Origin of the sequence: Arsenophonus sp. PmNCSU2021_1, from assembly GCF_036919435.1 — a bacterium.
Taxonomy (GTDB): Bacteria; Pseudomonadota; Gammaproteobacteria; order Enterobacterales; family Enterobacteriaceae; genus Arsenophonus; species Arsenophonus nilaparvatae.
Window position 1 is genome coordinate 430,272 of the sequence record NZ_JAZHPL010000009.1, and the last position, 22,115, is coordinate 452,386.

Sequence of the window (22,115 nt, forward strand, 5' to 3'; positions counted from 1 at the left end):
AGCGTTTTCCTTCATAAAAACGATTACTTAAATAAGATATCCCTTTTTTTATAAGATTATCTGTGGGGGATATCTATCAGTTTGCTTTTACCTATTATTTTTAAAAACTTAAATGATAAAAAGCAGTGTCATATTAGGCATATTTAAATTATCATGCTCATCTGTACATACCATTGAGATTTGCTGATAAATTTTGCAATAGACTGTTTTTCTAGAATAAAAAACGGCAAATGGTTTCTACGACTAAATAATTTACATTATCTATCAAAAAAAGGTACAGCTAATGTTTTATCCCCTTATCCGAAAGGCGCTATTTCGCTTAAATCCAGAGCAAGCTCATGAAATTACCTTCCGGCAGCTTAAATATATCATGCATTCGCCGCTTAAGTTTTTGATCCAGCAGTCGGTCAATTTTAAGCCAACGACTTGTATGGGATTGACATTTAAGAATCCATTGGGATTAGCGGCCGGTCTTGATAAAGATGGTGAATGTATTGATGCTTTTGGCGCGATGGGATTTGGTTTCGTAGAAATAGGGACGGTTACACCTCGCCCACAACCTGGTAATGAAAAACCTCGGCTGTTCCGTCTGGTTGAAGCTGAAGGGCTTATCAACCGCATGGGATTTAATAATCTAGGTGTTGATAACCTAGTTGAGAATGTTAAAAAAGCGAAGTACGACGGTATTATTGGGATTAACATTGGCAAAAATAAAGATACACCGATTGAACAGGGTAAAGACGATTATTTAATTTGCATGGAAAAAATTTATTCATATGCAGGTTATATTGCTGTCAATATTTCTTCACCTAATACGCCAGATTTAAGATTGTTACAATATGGTGAAGCATTGGATGATTTATTGCAGTCAATTAAAAATAAACAACACTTATTAGCACAACAATACCAAAAGTATGTTCCTGTGATGGTAAAAATTGCGCCTGATTTAACCGAAAAAGAGATTATTCAAATTAGCGATAGCTTAATTCGCCACCAGATTGATGGCGTTGTGGCCACAAATACAACTTTAGATCGGAATTTAGTGAAAGGATTAAGGCATTCAGAAGAAGCTGGTGGATTGAGCGGCCGACCTGTGCAATTGAAAAGCACTGAAATTGTGCGGCTGCTAACCAAGGAGTTAAAAGGAGAGTTGCCAATCATGGCTGCAGGTGGAATTGATTCTTTGGTTGCAGCAAGAGAAAAATTGGCAGCAGGGGCATCATTGTTACAAGTTTATTCCGGATTTATTTATCACGGCCCTAAATTAATTAAAAATATTGTTAATTATATTTAATCTTAATTTAGGATTATAAAAAATTGACTGCTTTTTTATATATTAATATTTATTTTGTAATCTGATAATTTATTAAATTCAGGATTTTCTTTGAATATCTTTACGTAAAAACTCGAAATTTTTTCTATTATTTATTTTATAGAAGTACTTTTTATCTTAATTTTAATTAGTATGGATTTTAAGCTTGTAAATAGTGTGATCAGATTGAGGGGTGATAAATGAAAATAAAACCCAATAATCAGTGGCGCTGGTATTACGATAATGAACATGAAAGGATGATGTTAGATTTGGCTAATGGAATGTTATTTCGTTCATGTTTTCCAGCAAAAATGTTGGTGGCATCTGCTTATGGAGAAATGACTTTTAATATTGATGATGCGGGGTTATATCATTGTATTGAAGAACAGCTGCAAAAATTATCACTTTCTGATGAGCATAGTGCGGAATTAATTTTAAATGCATTAGTTGCTTTTCGTTTTTTAAAGCCGCAGATGCCTAGAAGCTGGTATTTTTTGCCAGTAAATTGCCACGATGATTTGGTGTTGGGGGATGTTGTTCAGGTTCATATTGAAGATAGTGGACAGAACGCATTGTTTTTAGTGGCAGAAGCAGGAAAATATGCCAGCTTATGTTTATTAATTGAGCCTAGATTAGTTTTGAAAGATCGGGTAATGAGATTTTGTGATCCGATTAAGATTATGAATAATCGCTTAATGATTTATCAACCATCAGCCAGTAGTTCAATATATGAAAGAGCTGTTTCATAAAAAAATAACCTGAATTAATCAATATTCAAGGTTTATATAATAACTAATTTGTGCAGCATCTTTAAACCAACAGTAATATCCATCATTCATTGATGACGAATGATGGATAAGAATTAGCTTAATAGTAATTTAATATTTGTTTTGGGAATGCAACTACAACTCAGGATCACGCCATCTTCTTTGATTGCTGTTTTTGTCAATGGGATCACTTCACCTGCTATTAGTTTCATTTTACAACAACCACAAATGCCCGTTCGGCAAGAGTAGGGAATTTTTAAGCCATGCTTTTCCAATTGTTCCAAGATAACAATTTGGTTATTGGCTAAATATTCTGTGCCATTAACATCGATTAATAATGTGGTTTCTTTTTCTGGATTAATTATCTGAGGCTTAGTTGATTTTACCGTTTTATATTGTTTAGGTTGTTTTTTACACGAGTTTCGCACAGGCCTATAAAATTCTAGAAATGGCTTAAAAGTAATGATTAATCTGCAAGTTACTGAAATGCATAAATTCACTTAATTTACAATAAGTTATATTTAATTTATAAGGTTTTATCTATTTACATATTATGCTGAATTAAACTTAAAAATAGAGCGTTTTTTTATTGGTCACGAGTTTCGCAATCTCCAAAAAAGAAGTATAAATTTAAAAACAAGAAAAAATCAGGGTGTTCATATTTTGTCGGGTTATCCATGTATTAAAGATATCTATAAAACATTCTTACAAGTAAGCAGTTTAAGATACTCTGGTTTAGCGTTATCAGGAGTAAGCCCATCGCCTTTATCTCATGACACTGTTAGCCGATGGCTAAAAAGTAGATGTTTTAGACCTAAAGACCTATGGCGATTAGTTGAACCTTCTATAGACAAAAAAAGCCCTTGCGTACTAATTGCCGATGATACATTGATTGCCAAAACACGTAGTAAAAAAATAGAGATGGTCCATTATCAATATTCAGGTAATGAACATGAGGTTATTGCTGGCATAGGTTTAGTTAATTTGCTTTGGCATGATCTGACGAAGGTTGAATCAATTCCTATCAATTATCGTATTTATGATAAAGATTCTGATGGAAAAACAAAAAACACGCACTTTTCCGAAATGCTCACTCTTGCTAAAAAAAGAGGGATCATGCCAGAAGCCGTAGTGATGGATGCTTGGTATTCTAGCCTGGATAACCTGAAATCAATTCGCTCTCATGGTTGGATCTGGGTAAACACGCTGAGGAAAAATAGGATTGTTAACCACACGAGTTTCGCAATCTCCAAAAAAGAAGTATAAATTTAAAAACAAGAAAAAATCAGGGTGTTCATATTTTGTCGGGTTATCCATGTATTAAAGATATCTATAAAACATTCTTACAAGTAAGCAGTTTAAGATACTCTGGTTTAGCGTTATCAGAAGTAAGCCCATCGCCTTTATCTCATGACACTGTTAGCCGATGGCTAAAAAGTAGATGTTTTAGACCTAAAGACCTATGGCGATTAGTTGAACCTTCTATAGACAAAAAAAGCCCTTGCGTACTAATTGCCGATGATACATTGATTGCCAAAACACGTAGTAAAAAAATAGAGATGGTCCATTATCAATATTCAGGTAATGAACATGATGTTATTGCTGGCATAGGTTTAGTTAATTTGCTTTGGCATGATCTGACGAAGGTTGAATCAATTCCTATCAATTATCGTATTTATGATAAAGATTCTGATGGAAAAACAAAAAACACGCACTTTTCCGAAATGCTCACTCTTGCTAAAAAAAGAGGGATCATGCCAGAAGCGGTAGTGATGGATGCTTGGTATTCTAGCCTGGATAACCTGAAATCAATTCGCTCTCATGGTTGGATCTGGGTAACCACGCTGAGGAAAAATAGGATTGTTAACCATAACAAACAACTGAACAAGTTAGACATCTCAGAAGAAGGAACGTCAATACACTTGCGAGGATATGGTTGGGTAACCGTTTTCAAATTTACAGCCAAAAACGGCCGTATTGATTACATAGTAACAAACAAAGAGAATCCCACCCGTCAATACCTCAAATCTATCATGGATGCACGTTGGTCTGTTGAAGTTTATCATCGAGAAGTTAAACAAAACTGTGGTATTGAACGCTGTCAGGCTCGCACGAGCCGAGCGCAAAGAAATCATATTTTTCTCGCTATTTCTGCGTGGTTTGAACAACATAAACGTCGTATATCTGAAAAAATAACCCTTTATCAACAAAATTGGGACGTAATCAAAAGTGCTATTACTGAGCAAATCCGTGTTTTATTAGCGTACCCAAATTAGTTTTGTGCGAAACTCGTGAACCATAACAAACAACTGAACAAGTTAGACATCTCAGAAGAAGGAACGTCAATACACTTGCGAGGATATGGTTGGGTAACCGTTTTCAAATTTACAGCCAAAAACGGCCGTATTGATTACATAGTAACAAACAAAGAGAATCCCACCCGTCAATACCTAAAATCTATCATGGATGCACGTTGGTCTGTTGAAGTTTATCATCGAGAAGTTAAACAAAACTGTGGTATTGAACGCTGTCAGGCTCGCACGAGCCGAGCGCAAAGAAATCATATTTTTCTCGCTATTTCTGCGTGGTTTGAACAACATAAACGTCGTATATCTGAAAAAATAACCCTTTATCAACAAAATTGGACGTAATCAAAAGTGCTATTACTGAGCAAATCCGTGTTTTATTAGCGTACCCAAATTAGTTTTGTGCGAAACTCGTGACTGGATGAAACAGCTACGTGATCAATGTATGTGCGTCATATTTGATAGTAGCCGAGAAGCATTGATTGCTGGTTTAAAAGCCAATCCTTGGTTGGTAAAACCAAATCGACATGAATTAGAAAGCTGGATTGGCCACCCCTTACCTAGCTATCAAGAAATTGCCAAAGCAGCACAGCAATTACGCACTCAAGGCATTGCTCATGTTGTCATTTCCTTGGGTGAAGAAGGTGCAATGTGGGTCAACTCGTCCGGTGCCTGGTTAGCCACGCCACCGAAATGCCACCAAGAACCTATCTTGCTAAGCAAATATTATGTCAACAGATACAACAACAATCCTTAAAATTAACGGATAATATTGCAGAAGCGGAACTAATTATTGTTATTGGTGAAAATATATCTGATGAATACCAATTAACTGGTAAAAAAGTTTTTTTTACTGATGAAACACAGACAATATGTAAGTCAGAAAAAATTCTCTCTATAGCCAAAAAAGAAGCGATTATTGTGGACAAGGTCAATTTTAGCAAACCAGCGGTGGCAAAAAATCAGCGTGTTTTAGCCGTGACTGCTTGTCCTACTGGGGTAGCTCATACTTTTATGGCAGCAGAAGCCTTAGAAATTGAAGCTAAAAAGCGCGGCTGGCAAATCAAAGTAGACACGAGTTTCGCACAAAACTAATTTGGGTACGCTAATAAAACACGGATTTGCTCAGTAATAGCACTTTTGATTACGTCCCAATTTTGTTGATAAAGGGTTATTTTTTCAGATATACGACGTTTATGTTGTTCAAACCACCCAGAAATAGCGAGAAAAATATGATTTCTTTGCGCTCAGCTCGTGCGAGCCTGACAGCGTTCAATACCACAGTTTTGTTTAACTTCTCGATGATAAACTTCAACAGACCAACGGGCATCCATGATAGATTTGACGTATTGAAGGGTGTGATTCTCTTTGTTTGTTACTATGTAATCAATACGGCCGTTTTTGGCTGTAAATTTGAAAACGGTTACCCAACCATATCCTCGCAAGTGTATTGACGTTCCTTCTTCTGAGATGTCTAACTTGTTCAGTTGTTTGTTATGGTTAACAATCCTATTTTTCCTCAGCGTGGTTACCCAGATCCAACCATGAGAGCGAATTGATTTCAGGTTATCCAGGCTAGAATACCAAGCATCCATCACTACGGCTTCTGGCATGATCCCTCTTTTTTTAGCAAGAGTGAGCATTTCGGAAAAGTGCGTGTTTTTTATTTTTCCATCAGAATCTTTATCATAAATACGATAATTGATAGGAATTGATTCAACCTTCGTCAGATCATGCCAAAGCAAATTAACTAAACCTATGCCAGCAATAACCTCATGTTCATTACCTGAATATTGATAATGGACCATCTCTATTTTTTTACTACGTGTTTTGGCAATCAATGTATCATCGGCAATTAGTACGCAAGGGCTTTTTTTGTCTATAGAAGGTTCAACTAATCGCCATAGGTCTTTAGGTCTAAAACATCTACTTTTTAGCCATCGGCTAACAGTGTCATGAGATAAAGGCGATGGGCTTCCTCCTGATAACGCTAAACCAGAGTATCTTAAACTGCTTACTTGTAAGAATATTTTATAGATATCTTTAATACATGGATAACCCGACAAAATATGAACACCCTGATTTTTTCTTGTTTTTAAATTTATACTTCTTTTTTGGAGATTGCGAAACTCGTGTTGGTGCGAAACTCGTGTTTTAGTTAAAATTTTTACCGTATTGATGCGGCGTGCGATATTTGAAGCCAAAACGTGCGATAAATGGTGAGCTACTCTTGTTTCCATCAGTGCAACGGAATTACACTGTTATTTTTCATCGGAGGCACTTTGGTCTGTTCTAGTGGTACGATCAACGGGACAATATTTGTAGATGATGGCCGATGAAACTAGATAAAGTAATACAAGCTTTTTTCTACTATGGCAGGACTCAAGTAATTCTTGAGCCTACTGTTCCTATACATAAGATAAATGAGCAAGACCTACCGCCGATACGCTCTCTCTGCTTCTCGCCGCTGTAAGCTCCATTAGCCCCAAAGCGTTCATCACATAAAAGAACGCCCTACTTACGAATAGATGTTGATAGAATCTGTCAAACTATGAAAATGAATCCCTTTATCTTTCAATTCAGAGATTAAACCGATTAAATTCTTGATGCTGTGTCCCAGCGAGGGCAAGATAGCGAATATTTATTAACCAAACTGCTCGTCAATAGAGCACTCATGTTCTCACCTTAGTCTCAGAGGTAGCACTTAAAATGCTACCTTTTGAACTATGGACACTCCATGTGTATATTTCAAGAGTAAAAATTAATCAACCGCTGATTGATAGTTTTAAGGTCATATGCTCGTTCAGCTATGTCGCACATTAGCCACTCGTGTAATTCTTCACGCTCTGGATTATCAACATCTTGAATATCTTTGAGCTTTTGGTAATATCCCCAAAGCCCCCCAGAGTCTTCAGATGGGCAGGCTTCCGCTCCCTTTATACAGATGGGGAGCTGGAGTAATTCCTGATCAGGCAATGATGATTCTTCAAGCAAAATGCAATGATCCCAGTTGTCTCCGAAATCGTATAAGTAAACCATTTTTTCTCCTTTCTTACGAAGGAGTTTGCTCAAAGGCACACCTGTACTATCTTGCAGATATGTTTCTTTAAAATCGTCCATAATCATTCCATATCGCAAATCTCCTTTTTCAAAACTGTACAAATGATCATTTGTCCAACCCATAGCTAATTGTATAACCATGTGTAGTTCATCAAGAGGTATTGTCTTCAGAACGATCAAACGTCGCCAAATTAGTGGTTTACTATCAATTAGTGTGATTTTTATTTGATATAAATCCTTTCCCGAAAATTCACTCATTATTATCCCCCTTAAATAAATACAGTCTCTTTAGTCTCACACTCCACTAAATTTTTCAAGTCTTTGCTAACGTTTGGCAATCACATTGAAAAATAGGTTTGCTTCCTCTCGCCCAAACGGTAGATATGCAATCTAATCTATGATCAATAACTTCGGGGCCATCACCGAACGTGATAGATATTGTTTGAGCTTATTTTGTCGTTTTGCAGTTGAGAGTTGCAACATAAGTTCAGCCGTCGTGGTAAAGCGGTTTTTTTTCTTCGTCCTCTGCTTCTCGCTGCAGCCAAACCTGCCTGAGTACGTTCAACAATAAGCTCCCGCTCCATTTGCGCCAAGGCACTCATCACATGAAAGAAAAAACGACCTGCTGACGAAGAGGTGTCGATAGAATCCGTTAAACTATGAAAATGAATGCCTTCATCTTCAAGTTTGGATATTAAAGTAATCAAATGTTTAATGCTGCGACCCAGTCTATCCAGCTTCCAGACCACCAATGTGTCACCCGATTTCAGTGCGTTTAGAGCACGTTTTAATCCGGGTCTCTGGTCTGTTTTTCCGCTGATTTTATCCTCAAAAATCTGTTCACAATTTGCGCAAATCAAGGATTTTTGCTGTAAATCGGTGTTTTGGTCATTTTTTGACACCCTCATATAGCCTATTTTTGCCATTTTAGCCCCTTAACCTTCCTCTAAAAGACTTATTATGCCTGGTTTTGGTCAAAATATTAGCTAAATTCTGAATTCAATAAAACCTTGGTTTGTTAGAAACGGTAAATCTGGCTAAAAATGCCACACCCAATCAGCGTAAAATTAACGGCAAAACTCTCACTCAGGATGTGCAGCTAACTGCCACAGATGTTCATGCTGTTACACCCGAAGTATTGCGTGTCGAAATCCCGGTAGGTATTCCCCTGCCTTGGCCTGCTGAAAGAGCGCCGACCGGTTGGTTTATCTGCAACGGTGAGCCATTCGATAAGAAAAAATACCCGCTTTTAGCACTCGCCTATCCATCAGGAAAACTCCCTGATTTACGTGGTGAGTTTATTCGTGGCTGGGATGCTGGGCGAGGCGTGAATCCTAGGCGTAAGGTTTTATCGTCTGAAACTGCATCACTCGAGCGCCACGCTCATGGTTATCGGGACAGGTATTATGTTGAAGATGATGGTCCACTAGGCCACGCAAACAATAAAGAAAAAATGCCTGTAGGGTATAAATGCAGATACAGGTTCACGTGCTACGGATGGAGATAATGATTCTTTTCTATTCATTGACAAAACAACGTCTAATGCAGGCGGTAGCGAAACCCGCCCGCGAAATGTCGCGTTTAACTACATTGTCAGGGCGGCCTGATAATGTTGAGTTAGTAGCAAACCAGCTCCCATGTTCTCGGCGCTTTAATCCCTGTTCTGGTATAATCTGCACTGATAATTAACGATTTTCCGACTATTTCGACATAAGTACCTAAATTGCCCTCGGGAGCAATACCTTTGTATTTTACCGTCGCGTTTGCCGAGAAAATGGCATGAGGGACGGGACAAGGTAAAGATACCGTATAAATCTGTCCGGCATTGAGTGGTGGTGTGATGCCCCATTGTCTGATAAGGCCGCTGTCACCACATTTCCACCATCCATTCGTAGCGAGGTGAGCTGTATTTTTTGCTCCTCGATTGTTAATCTGCATATTAAGCCAGCTGCTTAACGCCCCGCCCCAAATAGGGCCAGTTACATCACCATTTTCTTGATAAACCGCGGTTCTGCCGCCCCATGAGATATGCAAATTGCTATGAGTATTGATGGTTCCATCAATTTCTACACTCTTTAACCAATGCAATCGATCATTATTCCAGGAAGCTACTTTTGCATTATTAGCATAAAATGCCACGTTGCCATCGCCATTAGCCCGTAATCCTGAATCGTTATCGCCGATATGCACAGATTGGGTCACATGGAGGTTGCCATTGACGCTACCACCCGTTCGTTTATCCAGTGCATTTTTTGCACAATCTACCGTTTCCGTTAAACCAAGGTTTTTTGTAAAAAAGGATTTCGCCTGTTTCCTGACAAAATAAGCCTAAATGATGGCTTGATGAGGAAAATGCACGGCAAAAAACACTGTATTTACCGTTCAAATTTTAGCCAAAATGCCGATTTAGGGCTAAAATCGAGGTTTTGATTAAATTTTAATCCATTTTGGGGTGTTTTATGTACAGCAAAATCTCACTACTGAACTCTTGTCGGATAACATAAAACATCAGCGATATAGACGATCAATAAAGTGTTATCGATCGTCAAAACAGATCAATTACAGTGGCTTAACTACATTCACAATACTTAACCTGAGTTCGGGATAAGCATAATCAATTATGCTTGAAGATACGTACCTGCAACAGGTATCTTTGGTTTAGATGGCATTAAACAATATGCAACCAGTCCGCCTAATAAATTCACTACAAAATTAGCCGGAGAGCGATGTCGCGTATGCTCTATTTGACAAAGATTTTTTAACTCATCAAATACCGTTTCAATGACAGAACGATGACGCAAGATGGCTTTGTCGAAACAAGTCTGTTTAATAGGCTTCATTTTCTTCTTGATATTCGTTATAAGGTTAATTCCCATCGTTTTGAGTTGCTGTTTCAGTGAAGCCGATAAATACCCTTTATCTGCGTACAAACAACCAGAAAGATCCTTTGTCAGCTCAGGCAATGGTTTCCGATCATCGGTGTTTCCTGGTGTGAGTCGAAAACTGAGTATTTCCCCCAAATGATTGATAATTATATGAAGCTTGAAACCAAAGAACCAACCTGTTGAATTTTTTCCCCGTTCAGCTATCCCATTGAAGACTTTATGCCTGCGGATCCGTAAGTTATCACACACTGCTATCGGAGTAGAATCGGCAACCGATAGCCCCGTGCATTTTCCCTTAATTGACTCAAACAGTGCCGTTAACGCTAAGGCACTACGCGGAAGTAACTCTACACAGCGTGAATAGGATGGCAAGTTAGGAAATTCCTTCCGGAGATATAAGCGGACATAATAGAGATAAAATACCTTGAATTGCCTGAATCGGAGTTGATGAAACAACACAACCAGTGTCATCATTTCCGCCAACGAAAGCTGAGTAGACCGTCTACGACGCTTAGTACCGTTAGTCAGCAAATATTCATGCATTTTTGGCTCGAAGTCTTTGCAAAAATCATCCATCAGGCAATAAAGTTCAGTAAGATTTTCCATAATTGTTTAACAATGCTCTACTCTTTAACCAGACTGTTAGAGTATTTTAACAAAACAGGCTCATTCAACTATTTGAATATCAAGACTTTCTCTTTATTTCTTATCCCGAACTCAGGTTAAAATATTTACCTCGATACCGCAGTTATTATCAAATAACTTTCCTTTGTGTGTTTTTTGAGCGTATCAAATATTTTGCCTTTCGGTATCAAATGATTTGCCGCGCTATAGAGGGACAAGATATTTATGCTATAGAACGTTATAATAGGAATTCTTATCAAGATCGGCTCCCATGGCTCGAGCAGCACTATTATTGGGATGCAAATAATGAACAATGGCAAACGTTGAATACGATAAATACTGAACTAAAGTCAGACTATGATTTTGCTATTGATATTGTCATTGATGAGGTAGAAAAAGAGAGTGGAAGTATTGTTAATCTTAATTATCAACTTGATGAAATTAAAGAAATCAAATTAATTGATGGTGATATTTATTTGCAAATATTATTAGACGATGAGCTGATCGATAGTGAAATTCAATCAGTCAAAGTGAATTTAAGGTTAAAGAATGTATATATCAGTTTATCGAATGATGAGTATGATCTTAATCATCAATATCTATTACAAACGATGGATGGTTTTTTATTATCGATGTGCTTACCACAGAAATTAACAAAACAAACCACGCTAGAAAAAATATTTGAAACAATGTATTTTGAGATATTAGATAAAGTTAATAATAGCCTACCTATTAACGAAATTGAAATTGATTTGAGTAAAAATAGTATAAAAACCAGCCGAGAAAATTATTTATTGCCCGATATGATAAAACCTATGATTAGCGTTAATAATGGTCAACATACAGTTTTTCATGGTGATAAATCTAATAATTATTTTACATCAATTAAGAAAAATAACTATATCTATTTTTCTCATGGTATCGATATTTATTTACTTGATGATTTAGTTATAACAGATAATATTAACGATAGCGTTACATTTGATTTTAAAGAAATGACCGGCTCATATACGAATGAAGATATATTTATTATTGTGCTAAAAGATTATAGTGGTTATGATTTTACTTTTAATCAAAATAAACTTTTTTATCAAGGTTCAACAAAATTAGTTGAAATTAAATTTATTAACAATGTTGGTGATTTTTATGACAAAATTTATCTGCTGGATAAAAATAATGAATATTTTGCTATAGAATATCAAGAGAAAAGTTACCAAATTACGCCTTGTATAACAGTAGCACAACCATCAGAATTTGATGATGTTATTTTTTATCCTAAAGATTATTCGCAAATTATAAAAGTTAATTTATCAGCTGGAAATGATATATTAACGGATATGAGTGAAACTGGAAAAATTATTTTAGCAGGTGAAGGTAATGATATTATTACTGTTAGAAGCGGTAATAATGTCATTATTGATGGTAGTGGTAATGATACTATTTCAACGGGTGAAGGTAACGATATTATTATATCAACACATGGTAATAATGTTATTGATGCCGGTCGAGATAATAATGTTATTGTGGTAAATTATGCTATTGATGATATAGAAATTTTTCTACAGCCTGGAAATAATAAAATTTTTGCTCAGGGTTTGGCCAGAAACTCTATATTTGATTATTCAGGCAATAACTTAATTTTATCATCAAAAGATAATAATAAAAAAATTATTATTTATGATTATGAAAAATATAAAGACAATGTGGAAATTAATACCTCATTGAATAATAGTTTATTGTTAGTTAATAAAGATGTGGAATTATTAATTAATGCTGCATCAGCTTTTCAACAGAAAGATATTAATTCATTACTCGCTAATTTAACTGTAGCTGAAGAGAGTCTTATCAATCAAATATATCATTATAATAAATTAAGTTAATTTTAATAGTTCAGTAATATTGAGTTAATATAATAATAAAGATAATTAACTGTTAAATTAATAATATCCGAAATTTTTATCATCTAAGAAATTGTTTATTTAATATAATTTTTATTTATAAAAATTTATTTATAAGGAAATTTATTATGCCTAAACCAAAAAAATATCATTTTAAACCAGGTTTTTCTCAGCAGAAGTATATATTTGAAGCCTCTAAATAACACAGGTACGTGAAGGTGGATTAGAACAGGGCGAAAAATATATTAAAGGTATCCAGAATCTTGTTAAAATAATTGATTCTGAAACAGAAAGTTATGATCCACCTTATGTTAAGGCCAGGCATAAAGCAAGGCAATTACATGCTAAACAGAAACTGAATCTTTTATTATTGATTTAATTGGTAGACAAAGACTATCTTTTGATTTATATGAGATGGTAAATTATCAACCTGGTTACTCAATGTGGCCTCCAATAAAACAACATGAGAATATTCAATATTATTTTACTAAGATAGTTGAATTTGAAGCTAACCGAAATAATCAATTTATTGAAAGATTTTGGTTTAAAGAATTAATGATAGAAATTCAACGTAGAATTAATATAAATGATAATGACCTTATAAATTTCAAATTAATGGTACAAAGAACCTATCTTGATTTAAAGAAGAAATATCTTACTGGATATGTTAATTATTATAATGATAGAGGACTAAAGATAAATAAAGAATATGAAAATAGTATAGCCAATGATATAAAACTTGAAGAATTTATAAAAAATTATATTGATAAAGATGATATGAATAGCAATCGCTATTTAGAACTTTCATCTGAAAATCATATGATGGCAATTGTGATAGAAAAAATTTTTGACACCCCGTTATGGAAAACAGTCAATAATGAAGCAATACAAAATAACTCATATCTAGTAGATAAAAATAATATAAACAAAATTATTTTTCGTTTTACTGATGAGAAAAAACATCGTCAACAAGCTGAGTTATTAGCTAGTGAAAACCCAAAAAATACATTCCTTTTTCAAGTAGATAAAAATTCAAGTACGATTATTTTAGAATATGGCAAATTAGATAATTTACATACTACTAAAATTGATAAATGGATATTGTTAGGAGATGTTCTACTGCAAGATAATGTTTTTTTATTTGAAGGAATGACGACAAAAAATTTAGTCGATGTAATGAATGATATTCATAAACAACATTTATTGGCTATACCTGGTGAAATTAGTTTCTTTAATAAAAAAGCATTAGGCCGATTGTCAAACGCGTATGATACTTCAGCAATTGCCTGTCAGCTGGCAATAAAGTTAGCGCAGAAAAATATAACAACCAATATAACTAGTTACCAGGCAAACCTAGATCCTTTTCCATTACCATCATTAGATGGAGTGGCTGAATATTTTGATTTGATTAAAAATAATAAATTCAGTAAATTTAGTTATGATCAAGCCACAGAACAACTATTCTATAATGATTTTAATATTTCTCATGCTTTATTTATGGATATAGCTAAAGGTAATATTGATCCTGATTTAGACTTTGCAAGTTATCCTTATTATTTAAATCAATACCTACTTGGTCATGATGGTAATTTAATTACTAATAGAATAAAAACCATTATCTATGATCCAATTATTAGTCGTAAAGTGAATAATTATTTTTTACGTAATATAAATCAATTACCAAATGCGCTTGAACAATGGCAAAGAATATTTTCAATTGATAATAATGAAGCATTAAATATAAAAATAAGAAATATTGATCTATTATTAGAAAAGATCAGTTATCGACCAGAAATTATTTATTATCTTAGTGATTATTCAAAAATTTTACTCACAGAATTATATTCACGCTCCGATGGAGCACTTGATGTGGCTAGTTTAATGATCTTAATTAATGAACCACAACAGTTAAATAAGTTACATATGTCTTTGACAGAGCTTGCTGGGATTGATGAAAGAAGTGGACTTAGAGAATTGCCGTTACAAGAGTCATTATTTAGAAGTAAGCAATGGCATCAATATTATCTTAATAATGTCATCTCATTAACAAGAAAAGTTAATCAAGATCCTAACTTAACCATAAAACCATTGTCACATGCTTTTTATTTTGAAAAAAATGTAAATTTAGCTAAGTATATAGGCCTCTTTTATGCGTTAACTTCTAATAATACTAATGATATAAATAGAATATGGCAATATCACCGTGATTTAATCGAAGTTTCCTCCAGGAGAAAGTTATCGACAAATGAGCAAAAGTTTTTAAATAACTTTAATGAAGTTGTTGATTGGATTGTTTATTTTGCTGATAGAGAATTGTTACTCTATGAACAGCAAAATTTAATTTTATCTGAAAGCTTGGCTAATGATCCTATTATCAAATATCAATTAAGTATTAATCATATTGTTTTCACTATTCTTATTGAAGATAAAGGATATGGTTATTATCAATGTAAAATATTTGATCCAGGCATGGGAGAAATAAAAATAAATCAGATAGCAAAAGAAAATCTAGATATAAAAGTTCTTTCATATATTAAAAATTATCTTGATAGTCATATTATCATTAATAATAATAGTTATAAACGCTATCAATTGATGGGATTAGAAAAGGATCCTATTGTAAATTATCAATTTAAGCTACAAAAAATTTCAGATAATTTAATAATTAAAACCAGAGGAAAAGATTTAATTGATAAAATACCAATTAATGAAAATATATTCGAAGCTAATGTAAATGTTAAGATAGGAGAACATAATATTTCATTATTAGCCTTACAGCAAGCTGGTGCTCATATAGAGGATATTCCTATTTCATCATTTGCTATTAGAAACATTGCTTCTTGGCAAATAAAAATAAGATTTGATGCTGAAAAACTTAATGATTATTTAACTTTATTTTCGGGTACTAGAGAAAATATTAATATTATTAAATTAATTAAAGAAAGAATAAAACTTTTACCTGATCATAAAAGTTTTTTATTGGAAAATGGCAATTTAAATGAATATTCTGTAGCGATGGAGCGTTTAACAGATATTAATAACTATGTTGAGCCACATTTAATAAACAGAAAATTATGGAAAAATTTACAACTGAATATGGCACAATTACCACGTTACGCACATATTCTGAATAAGATTGCTAATATTACTCAGTTAACAAGTCTTATACAATTGGTTTCATCAACCCAATCAAGCTTAAACTATTTAAATAATCCTGATATTTCAGTAAATGAACGACAGCAGATTGAAAAAAGTCTGGTTATAGCCTGGAGTGCTGGCATCGTAAATTGGGGCAATGAAATTTTACAACCGTTACTAGTAAAAGCTGCGTATCACATAACAGGAGCCAGATATAGTGCTAATTTGTTTGCTGCCAGATTATCTATTGGCATTAATATCGCCACTAGTGGATTTGATCTTTATTATGCCTATGAAAACTTTAATCAGCTAAACTATGAGCCTGATCCGGTAATACGCCAGGATTTAATTGTTAATGGTACGTTATCTTTGCTAGGGGCTGGCGTAAGTATTACCAGTGCATTAACTATGTTAGCGGGTAGTTCGTATGCGGGTCCAGTAAGTATTGCGATCGGTACCAGTTTAATGATAGTAGGGATGTTTTATAACGCCTATAGTACTGTTGAAAGAATTAAAAAAATGTGCAATTAACAGCCATGGAAGAACTTCAAACAGGTTTCAATGCTGCATTAGGGCTAACAGCTAGTTATTCAGTGCGCAATAAGTTATTAAAACAACAGACAGAAAATGCGGTTAAAGCTTATAGAATACAAAGCGAAAAAGATTTATTTACCAATTTCTTAAAATCAGCTGGCTATAATCTTAATATATTTGTTGTAGAAGAAGAAAAAATTGTCGAATTACCGCGTTATCATTTATTTGATAAACAAACAAACTTTTATTTATTGAAGAATAAAAATCCAACTATTCAATATGATTATGAATATTTAAAAAATGATTTAAATATTTTTACTTTATCTCTCGATTTATGGAAACAACAACAAATTAGCGAAGCAATTGAAGTGGCTAAACGAGAATTTACTGCTGAAGAGGTCAGAAAAATTATTGCACAATACCCAGAACGTTATCTGGTAGAACCGGCAAAAATTAAAACCTATATTCCGATTAATACTCAAGGTGAAAATGAAGTTATTATGTTCAGCCGAGAGCAGGATAATATGATTAAAGTATTAACAAATCAACCTTACCTGGATAATTATCGATTTTCTGATGCATACGCTATTTATTCATTAGCTGGAAAAAATCAGCCAGAATTTATTTATGAAAGCTTACATGATTATTTGATGAAAGGAAGTTTAAAACGACACATTACTGGTATTAATTTTAATTTAGGCCATGGTGACGATGTTGCAGTTGGTCTAATAACAGTAAAAAACCGTTTTGTTGCTTATAATGGCCATAAGATATTTATTGGTGGAGAAGAGTATGACGTTTTTATTTTATCAAGCGAAAAAATAGGCCCTGGTGAATATAAGTATTTTAATGGTGATCGTGGTAATGATACCTTAATTATTACTCAATTACCTCGTTATTATAATAATGTATCGTTAAGTAGTGATGGAATTCTATCTGATAATGATGTAACACTTTCATTAGCAGAAACTTTTATTAATTTAGAGCAAGGTTCATTAAGATTTCTTCACCAATCTATCTATGCTAATTTTGAAAATGTTGAATTTTTGATTAATAGTAATAATAAAACTGATATTCATGCTGATTTAGTCAGTTTTGAAAATATTATCGGAATAAAAAATATTCAAGATGTTATTTTAGCTAATGAAAAAGACAATATTTTAAATGGCAACGGAGGGGTAGATATTATTTATGGTAAGGGAGGAAAAGATACTATTATATTGAATAATGGATATGCTAATGGTGGCGATGAGCAAGATACTTATATTATAGAGCGTTACAGTTGGAATGAGTATGTTGCAAGTTTAGCTTGGCGCAGTATAGATTATATTTGGGATGCTGAAAATCAAATATGGATAAATATTGCCATAAATAGAGCAACAGATAATATTGATGCGAAGATTATTATTGATGAATATGAATTTCAAACGAAAAGTATCGTAAATCTTGATTATTATTTAGATGAAATTAAAGAATTAGCAATAACTGGTAATGATATTAGCATTAATATTTCTGCCTTTGATAATCAAAGGAATATTAGTGTTTAACGTAATCTAAATATAAATAATATTAATTTGGTTTTAAAGAACGCGTATAGAAATTTTGATAATAATAATGTAATGGTTAACCATGAATATATTTTATAAACAGCAGATGGTTTTTTATTATCGATGGATTTAACTGACAAAATAAAAATATCAACACCACCAGATAAAATATTTGAAGCTATATATATTAGTGAATTAGATAAAAATAAGAGTTCTATAATTAATAATCAGATTGAGATTGATTTAAACCATAATAGTATAAAAAATTACCGAAAAAATTATCTATTACCCCCTATGATAAAACCATTATTGGCTACTCATAATGTAGAAAATTCCTTATTTTATGGTAATAATGCTAATAATAAATTTTTATCAATTAAAAATAATTCATATATTAATTTTTCTCATGGAATAGATACTTATATTATTGATGATCTTGAGATTAAAGATTTTAGTAATAATAAAAATATTATTTTTGATTTTAAAGAAATTATTACAGGCTATACACATGAAGATGTTATTATTATTGCAATAAAAAATTATAGTGGTCATGATTTTTTCTTTTATGAGAATAAGTTATTTTATAGTAAAAATGACAATACAGCTGAAATTATATTTATTAATAATACCAATGATTTTTTTGGTAAAATTTACCTTATCAATGGAAATAATGAAAGTTTTAATATTGAATATAAAAATGATATATATAGTATTAAGCCTACAGTTGCAATGCTTATTGCTACTGAAAATCATGATAATATTAATTATATCAAAAGTAATATACTCCAAAGAAAAATTAATGCATTAGCTGGTAATGATATTATTACTGATATGACTGAGTTAGGAAACATTCTTATTGGTGGTAGTGGTAATGATATTATTACCGCTAAAAGAGGTCATAATATTATTATTGATGGTGATGATGTTATGTCGGCAGGTGATGGTAATGATATTATTATATCAAGCCATGGTAATAATATTATTTCAGCGGGCAAAGGTAATAATATTATAGTAATAAATTATAATAATAACGAAACAAAAGTTTTTCTTGATGAAGGTAAAGTTAAAATTTATATACAAGGAATAGACAATATCTATAAAAATGAGAGTGTTGATAATAATTTAATTATTTCATCGTTAGATAGCAGCAAAGAAATAACTATTTATGATTATGAAAAATATAAAAATAATGTGGAGATCAGTACTTCATTAAATAATGGAGTACTATTAAATAATGAAAATATAGATTTACTAATAAGTGCTGCATCAGCTTTTCAGCACAACAATTATGAGACAATGATTGCTAATTTAGATAATGATGACAGAGATTTTGTTAACCAAATATATCAATATAAGGAAATAAGTAATTTATAAAATTATTGAAAGGAAATGAAAATTAGAGGGAATGTTTATGCCTGATAATTATAATGCAGATATTAATTTTCCTCAACTTACTTACCTATACTTAATATCAAAAGACAAACTTATTCATATTGCTGAAAAATTTATATTACATGGTAATAAGGAGTTATTAAAAAATATCCAAGGGAATATTTGTATTGGATTATCTAGCTATTATATGGCCAATATTCGGCAATGTGCAGTCAACAAGGAGAAAACTTCTTAGTTGAGTTAAAACAATTAATTCATACGATTGAAATGCCAATTTCAGAAAGCTCTACAACTTTAGTAAAAGCCAAGCTAATGGCAGAGAAAGTTCATGCTAAAGAAAAATTGAATCATTTTCTTACAGTAATTATTGATATACAAAAATGACATTTTAATTATATAGATATTAATAATTATGTACCAGAACCCTATATGTGGCTTGATTTGTTACCTGATGAGACAGTGCATCATTATATCGATAGGGTAAAAAATAAGGCCTTAAAATTAAATGCACGAGTTTCGCACGGGCATATAAAATTCTAGAAATGGCTTCAGAACAATAATTAATCTGTAACTTGCTAAGACGTATAAATTTACTTAAATTACAATAAGTTATTTTTAATTTATGAGATTTTTTCTATTTATATATTATGCTGAATTAAAGTTAAAAATAGAGCGTTTTTTTATTGGTGCGAAACTCGTGAAATGGTAATTTAAAAGATTCAATTTGGTTTGCAGAGCTTCACACTGATTTAAAAGTAAGGTATTTTAGTAACGATATTGACTCTATCGATAATATTAAGGCTAATTTTAATGAAGTATTAGTAGAAAAAAATATAACTATTATATTGATAGTATTAAATTCACATTAGACAATGGTATGCAAACAGTTTTATTTAAACAAACTCATGATCGCCATTATTATCTTTTAGGAATTGATTCTTTTTTTTCTAATTATCTTAATCAACCAGTAAAATATAATGCTAAATATTTTGAGTTATTTACTGGCAATCATATGATGATATTTTCGATAGAAAATAATTGTCAGGCAGTTAATTATACTTTTTTTGATAGTAATATCGGTATATTTAATTTTGATAATAAAGAAAAATTTAGATTATTTTTGCTGTCCTATTTAAAAGAACATGAACAAGCTTATAAAATACCTAAAAATGAAAATGGTAATTATAAATTAATGATAGCTGCTTATAAAAATAGTGATGATATTAAACAGCAATTAATTGATTTAAGTATTAAGCAACAAGATATAGCGATAACCGCAACAAAAATAATTTTTGAAGATCAACAAAAAATAACAAGATTATTTATTGTTAATGAAAATTTACTCTATAATGTTAGTATAGAGTTTGTTAATGTTGATTTTTATAATCAATTAGTATTAGTTAAATTAAGTTACTTGCATAATAATGAAAAAGTTATAAAAAATGTTATTATTAATCAATTATCCGTTGATAAAATATTAAATATCATTCATGAAGAGTATCAAGAAATATTAAATTCAGATAAAATATTGACATTAATCGAATCTGAACAAAATATTATTTCATATTATGATATTGATACCATTCCTGATCATTTATCTGAAATCAAAAATCAGAAAAAATCGCCTTATTTAATCAAAAAAGTAGATGATTTTATTTTTGTCGAACATGGCAACACGAATGACCAAAATAGCCATGTAACTGGCGACAGCCAATTATTAGCTGATTCAGCATTAAGTAGACAACATACTGTTATTATCCAAATTCAAGATGATATTACTGTCGCTGATGCGGTAACAAAATTAAAAAATAAGCACCCAACTCAAACAACGATTGTTTATTTTGATATAAGAAGTAATCAGTATAGCGTTAGGTATAATTCTACAGAGATGGGGAAACAGGGTAATGTACGTTGGCTGATTGTTGCTCATGGTTCATACTTTAACCGTATAGAGCCGGCTGTTTTTGCCCAGAGTTTAAGAAAATTAAAACAAACTGTATTTGATCACCATGAGCCCAAAAAAATCGTTTTTGTCGGCTGTAAGCTTGCAAGTGATAATATTATAGAAGATAACGCGCTTAAGCTAAGCCGCGCATTGTGGGATCAGCAATTTGATGCAGCAACTTCTGCTTATACAAAAAATGTTTATATTTCTGATTCAGGTCATAGAATAACAAAAATTGGATTTTTGGAAAGTAATACTAAAAATATGGCATCATATAAGAAAACATATCAATATCATCAGTTGTCAAATACTATTTATATCAATGGCCAAGATTATATTTTTTCAATTTTAAATGATTCAGCAAATTCTATATTATCAGAAAATGAAATTTATTTAAAAAAATATTTTTCAGATTATCAAGGTAATTTAAATATTGATTTAATAAAATTAGTCAGTTATGAAAATGAAGCTTATAACATTTTTAAATCATATTATCATGAAATTATTAACAATAATCTTATTTTTGATAATCAAATCCTGCTAAATAGAATAATTACAAAACAGATAACTGACGTTCCTGTTTGGCGTAAAGTTAATGCAAATTTTATTATTGAAAATAATAGCCATTTACCGGCAGTATCAAAAAAAATATTATATTGCGGTTTTCTGGCGATGATAAGGCTCGTCAGCAAGCTGAATTGATCGCG

General features: G+C 32.2%; 15 protein-coding genes and 6 pseudogenes. 14 read left to right on the forward strand and 7 right to left on the reverse strand.

Annotated features, from left to right (window positions below; genetic code table 11):
* Nucleotides 1-283: 283 nt before the first annotated feature.
* Both pyrD and V3224_RS22225 read left to right on the forward strand, forming a co-directional pair.
* Nucleotides 284-1,294 (forward strand): quinone-dependent dihydroorotate dehydrogenase, encoded by a 1,011-nt coding sequence (pyrD, locus tag V3224_RS22220; RefSeq protein WP_334472706.1) that lies wholly within the window; start codon nucleotides 284-286, stop codon nucleotides 1,292-1,294.
* A gap of 218 nt (nucleotides 1,295-1,512) precedes the next feature.
* A complete protein-coding gene (locus V3224_RS22225) occupies nucleotides 1,513-2,061 on the forward strand; it encodes a cell division protein ZapC (RefSeq protein WP_334472707.1) in 549 nt (182 codons plus the stop codon).
* Nucleotides 2,062-2,174: 113 nt separating this feature from the next.
* Here V3224_RS22225 and V3224_RS22230 read toward each other — a convergent pair whose 3' ends face one another.
* Complete coding sequence (locus tag V3224_RS22230) at nucleotides 2,175-2,507, reverse strand: 2Fe-2S iron-sulfur cluster-binding protein (protein WP_334472708.1); 333 nt, start codon at nucleotides 2,505-2,507, stop codon at nucleotides 2,175-2,177.
* Nucleotides 2,508-2,742: 235 nt separating this feature from the next.
* Here V3224_RS22230 and V3224_RS22235 point away from each other — a divergent pair.
* The 5 genes and pseudogenes from V3224_RS22235 to V3224_RS22255 form a co-directional block, all read left to right on the forward strand.
* Nucleotides 2,743-3,312: pseudogene (locus V3224_RS22235) on the forward strand (transposase); the annotation flags it as partial.
* A gap of 68 nt (nucleotides 3,313-3,380) precedes the next feature.
* Entirely contained in the window at nucleotides 3,381-4,355 is a 975-nt protein-coding gene (locus V3224_RS22240; RefSeq protein ID WP_334470580.1) for an IS701 family transposase, read from the forward strand.
* Nucleotides 4,356-4,364: 9 nt separating this feature from the next.
* A pseudogene (locus tag V3224_RS22245) lies at nucleotides 4,365-4,783 on the forward strand (transposase); the annotation flags it as partial.
* A 17-nt stretch (nucleotides 4,784-4,800) separates the two neighbouring features.
* A pseudogene (locus V3224_RS22250) lies at nucleotides 4,801-5,082 on the forward strand (PfkB family carbohydrate kinase); the annotation flags it as partial.
* On the forward strand, nucleotides 5,079-5,480 hold the full coding sequence (locus V3224_RS22255) for a hypothetical protein (RefSeq protein ID WP_334468090.1): 402 nt from the start codon (nucleotides 5,079-5,081) through the stop codon (nucleotides 5,478-5,480). The pseudogene V3224_RS22250 and the gene V3224_RS22255, both read left to right, overlap by 4 nt.
* On the opposite strand, the pseudogene V3224_RS22260 reads toward V3224_RS22255, so the two are convergent.
* From V3224_RS22260 to V3224_RS22275, 4 genes and pseudogenes are all read right to left on the reverse strand, one after another.
* Nucleotides 5,477-6,451, reverse strand: a pseudogene (locus V3224_RS22260) (IS701 family transposase). The gene V3224_RS22255 and the pseudogene V3224_RS22260 sit on opposite strands and share 4 nt — an antisense overlap.
* 682 nt (nucleotides 6,452-7,133) lie before the next feature.
* A complete protein-coding gene (locus tag V3224_RS22265) occupies nucleotides 7,134-7,703 on the reverse strand; it encodes a plasmid pRiA4b ORF-3 family protein (protein ID WP_334467940.1) in 570 nt (189 codons plus the stop codon).
* 69 nt (nucleotides 7,704-7,772) lie between these two features.
* A pseudogene (locus V3224_RS22270) lies at nucleotides 7,773-7,961 on the reverse strand (ATP-binding protein); the annotation flags it as partial.
* A gap of 2 nt (nucleotides 7,962-7,963) precedes the next feature.
* Nucleotides 7,964-8,371 (reverse strand): annotated as a pseudogene (locus V3224_RS22275) (recombinase family protein); the annotation flags it as partial.
* An 89-nt stretch (nucleotides 8,372-8,460) separates the two neighbouring features.
* On the opposite strand from V3224_RS22275, the gene V3224_RS22280 reads away from it, so the two are divergent.
* Nucleotides 8,461-8,952: a tail fiber protein gene (locus V3224_RS22280; RefSeq protein ID WP_334472715.1), complete on the forward strand. Its 492-nt coding sequence runs from the start codon at nucleotides 8,461-8,463 to the stop codon at nucleotides 8,950-8,952.
* Nucleotides 8,953-9,062: 110 nt separating this feature from the next.
* Here the strand turns inward: V3224_RS22280 and V3224_RS22285 are convergent, their stop codons facing one another.
* Both V3224_RS22285 and V3224_RS22290 read right to left on the reverse strand, forming a co-directional pair.
* Nucleotides 9,063-9,647: a gp53-like domain-containing protein gene (locus tag V3224_RS22285; RefSeq protein WP_334467938.1), complete on the reverse strand. Its 585-nt coding sequence runs from the start codon at nucleotides 9,645-9,647 to the stop codon at nucleotides 9,063-9,065.
* Nucleotides 9,648-10,063: 416 nt separating this feature from the next.
* A complete protein-coding gene (locus V3224_RS22290; protein WP_334470981.1) occupies nucleotides 10,064-10,936 on the reverse strand; it encodes an IS982 family transposase in 873 nt (290 codons plus the stop codon).
* Between the two features lie 209 nt (nucleotides 10,937-11,145).
* Between V3224_RS22290 and V3224_RS22295 the strand changes: the two genes are divergently transcribed.
* The 6 genes from V3224_RS22295 to V3224_RS22320 all read left to right on the forward strand — a co-directional run bounded on the left by V3224_RS22295 (nucleotide 11,146) and on the right by V3224_RS22320 (nucleotide 22,110).
* A complete protein-coding gene (locus tag V3224_RS22295; RefSeq protein WP_334472717.1) occupies nucleotides 11,146-12,834 on the forward strand; it encodes a calcium-binding protein in 1,689 nt (562 codons plus the stop codon).
* 432 nt (nucleotides 12,835-13,266) lie between these two features.
* Nucleotides 13,267-16,521 (forward strand): hypothetical protein, encoded by a 3,255-nt coding sequence (locus tag V3224_RS22300; protein ID WP_334472719.1) that lies wholly within the window; start codon nucleotides 13,267-13,269, stop codon nucleotides 16,519-16,521.
* 5 nt (nucleotides 16,522-16,526) lie between these two features.
* Nucleotides 16,527-18,071: a calcium-binding protein gene (locus tag V3224_RS22305; RefSeq protein WP_334472721.1), complete on the forward strand. Its 1,545-nt coding sequence runs from the start codon at nucleotides 16,527-16,529 to the stop codon at nucleotides 18,069-18,071.
* A 123-nt stretch (nucleotides 18,072-18,194) separates the two neighbouring features.
* Nucleotides 18,195-19,445 carry a hypothetical protein gene (locus V3224_RS22310; RefSeq protein ID WP_334472723.1) on the forward strand — a complete coding sequence of 417 codons (1,251 nt, stop codon included), beginning with the start codon at nucleotides 18,195-18,197 and terminating at the stop codon, nucleotides 19,443-19,445.
* Nucleotides 19,446-19,667: 222 nt separating this feature from the next.
* Entirely contained in the window at nucleotides 19,668-19,847 is a 180-nt protein-coding gene (locus tag V3224_RS22315) for a hypothetical protein (RefSeq protein ID WP_334472725.1), read from the forward strand.
* Between the two features lie 493 nt (nucleotides 19,848-20,340).
* Nucleotides 20,341-22,110, forward strand: coding sequence for a C80 family cysteine peptidase (locus V3224_RS22320; RefSeq protein ID WP_334472727.1), 1,770 nt, complete (start codon nucleotides 20,341-20,343; stop codon nucleotides 22,108-22,110).
* The last annotated feature ends 5 nt before the right edge of the window (nucleotides 22,111-22,115 follow it).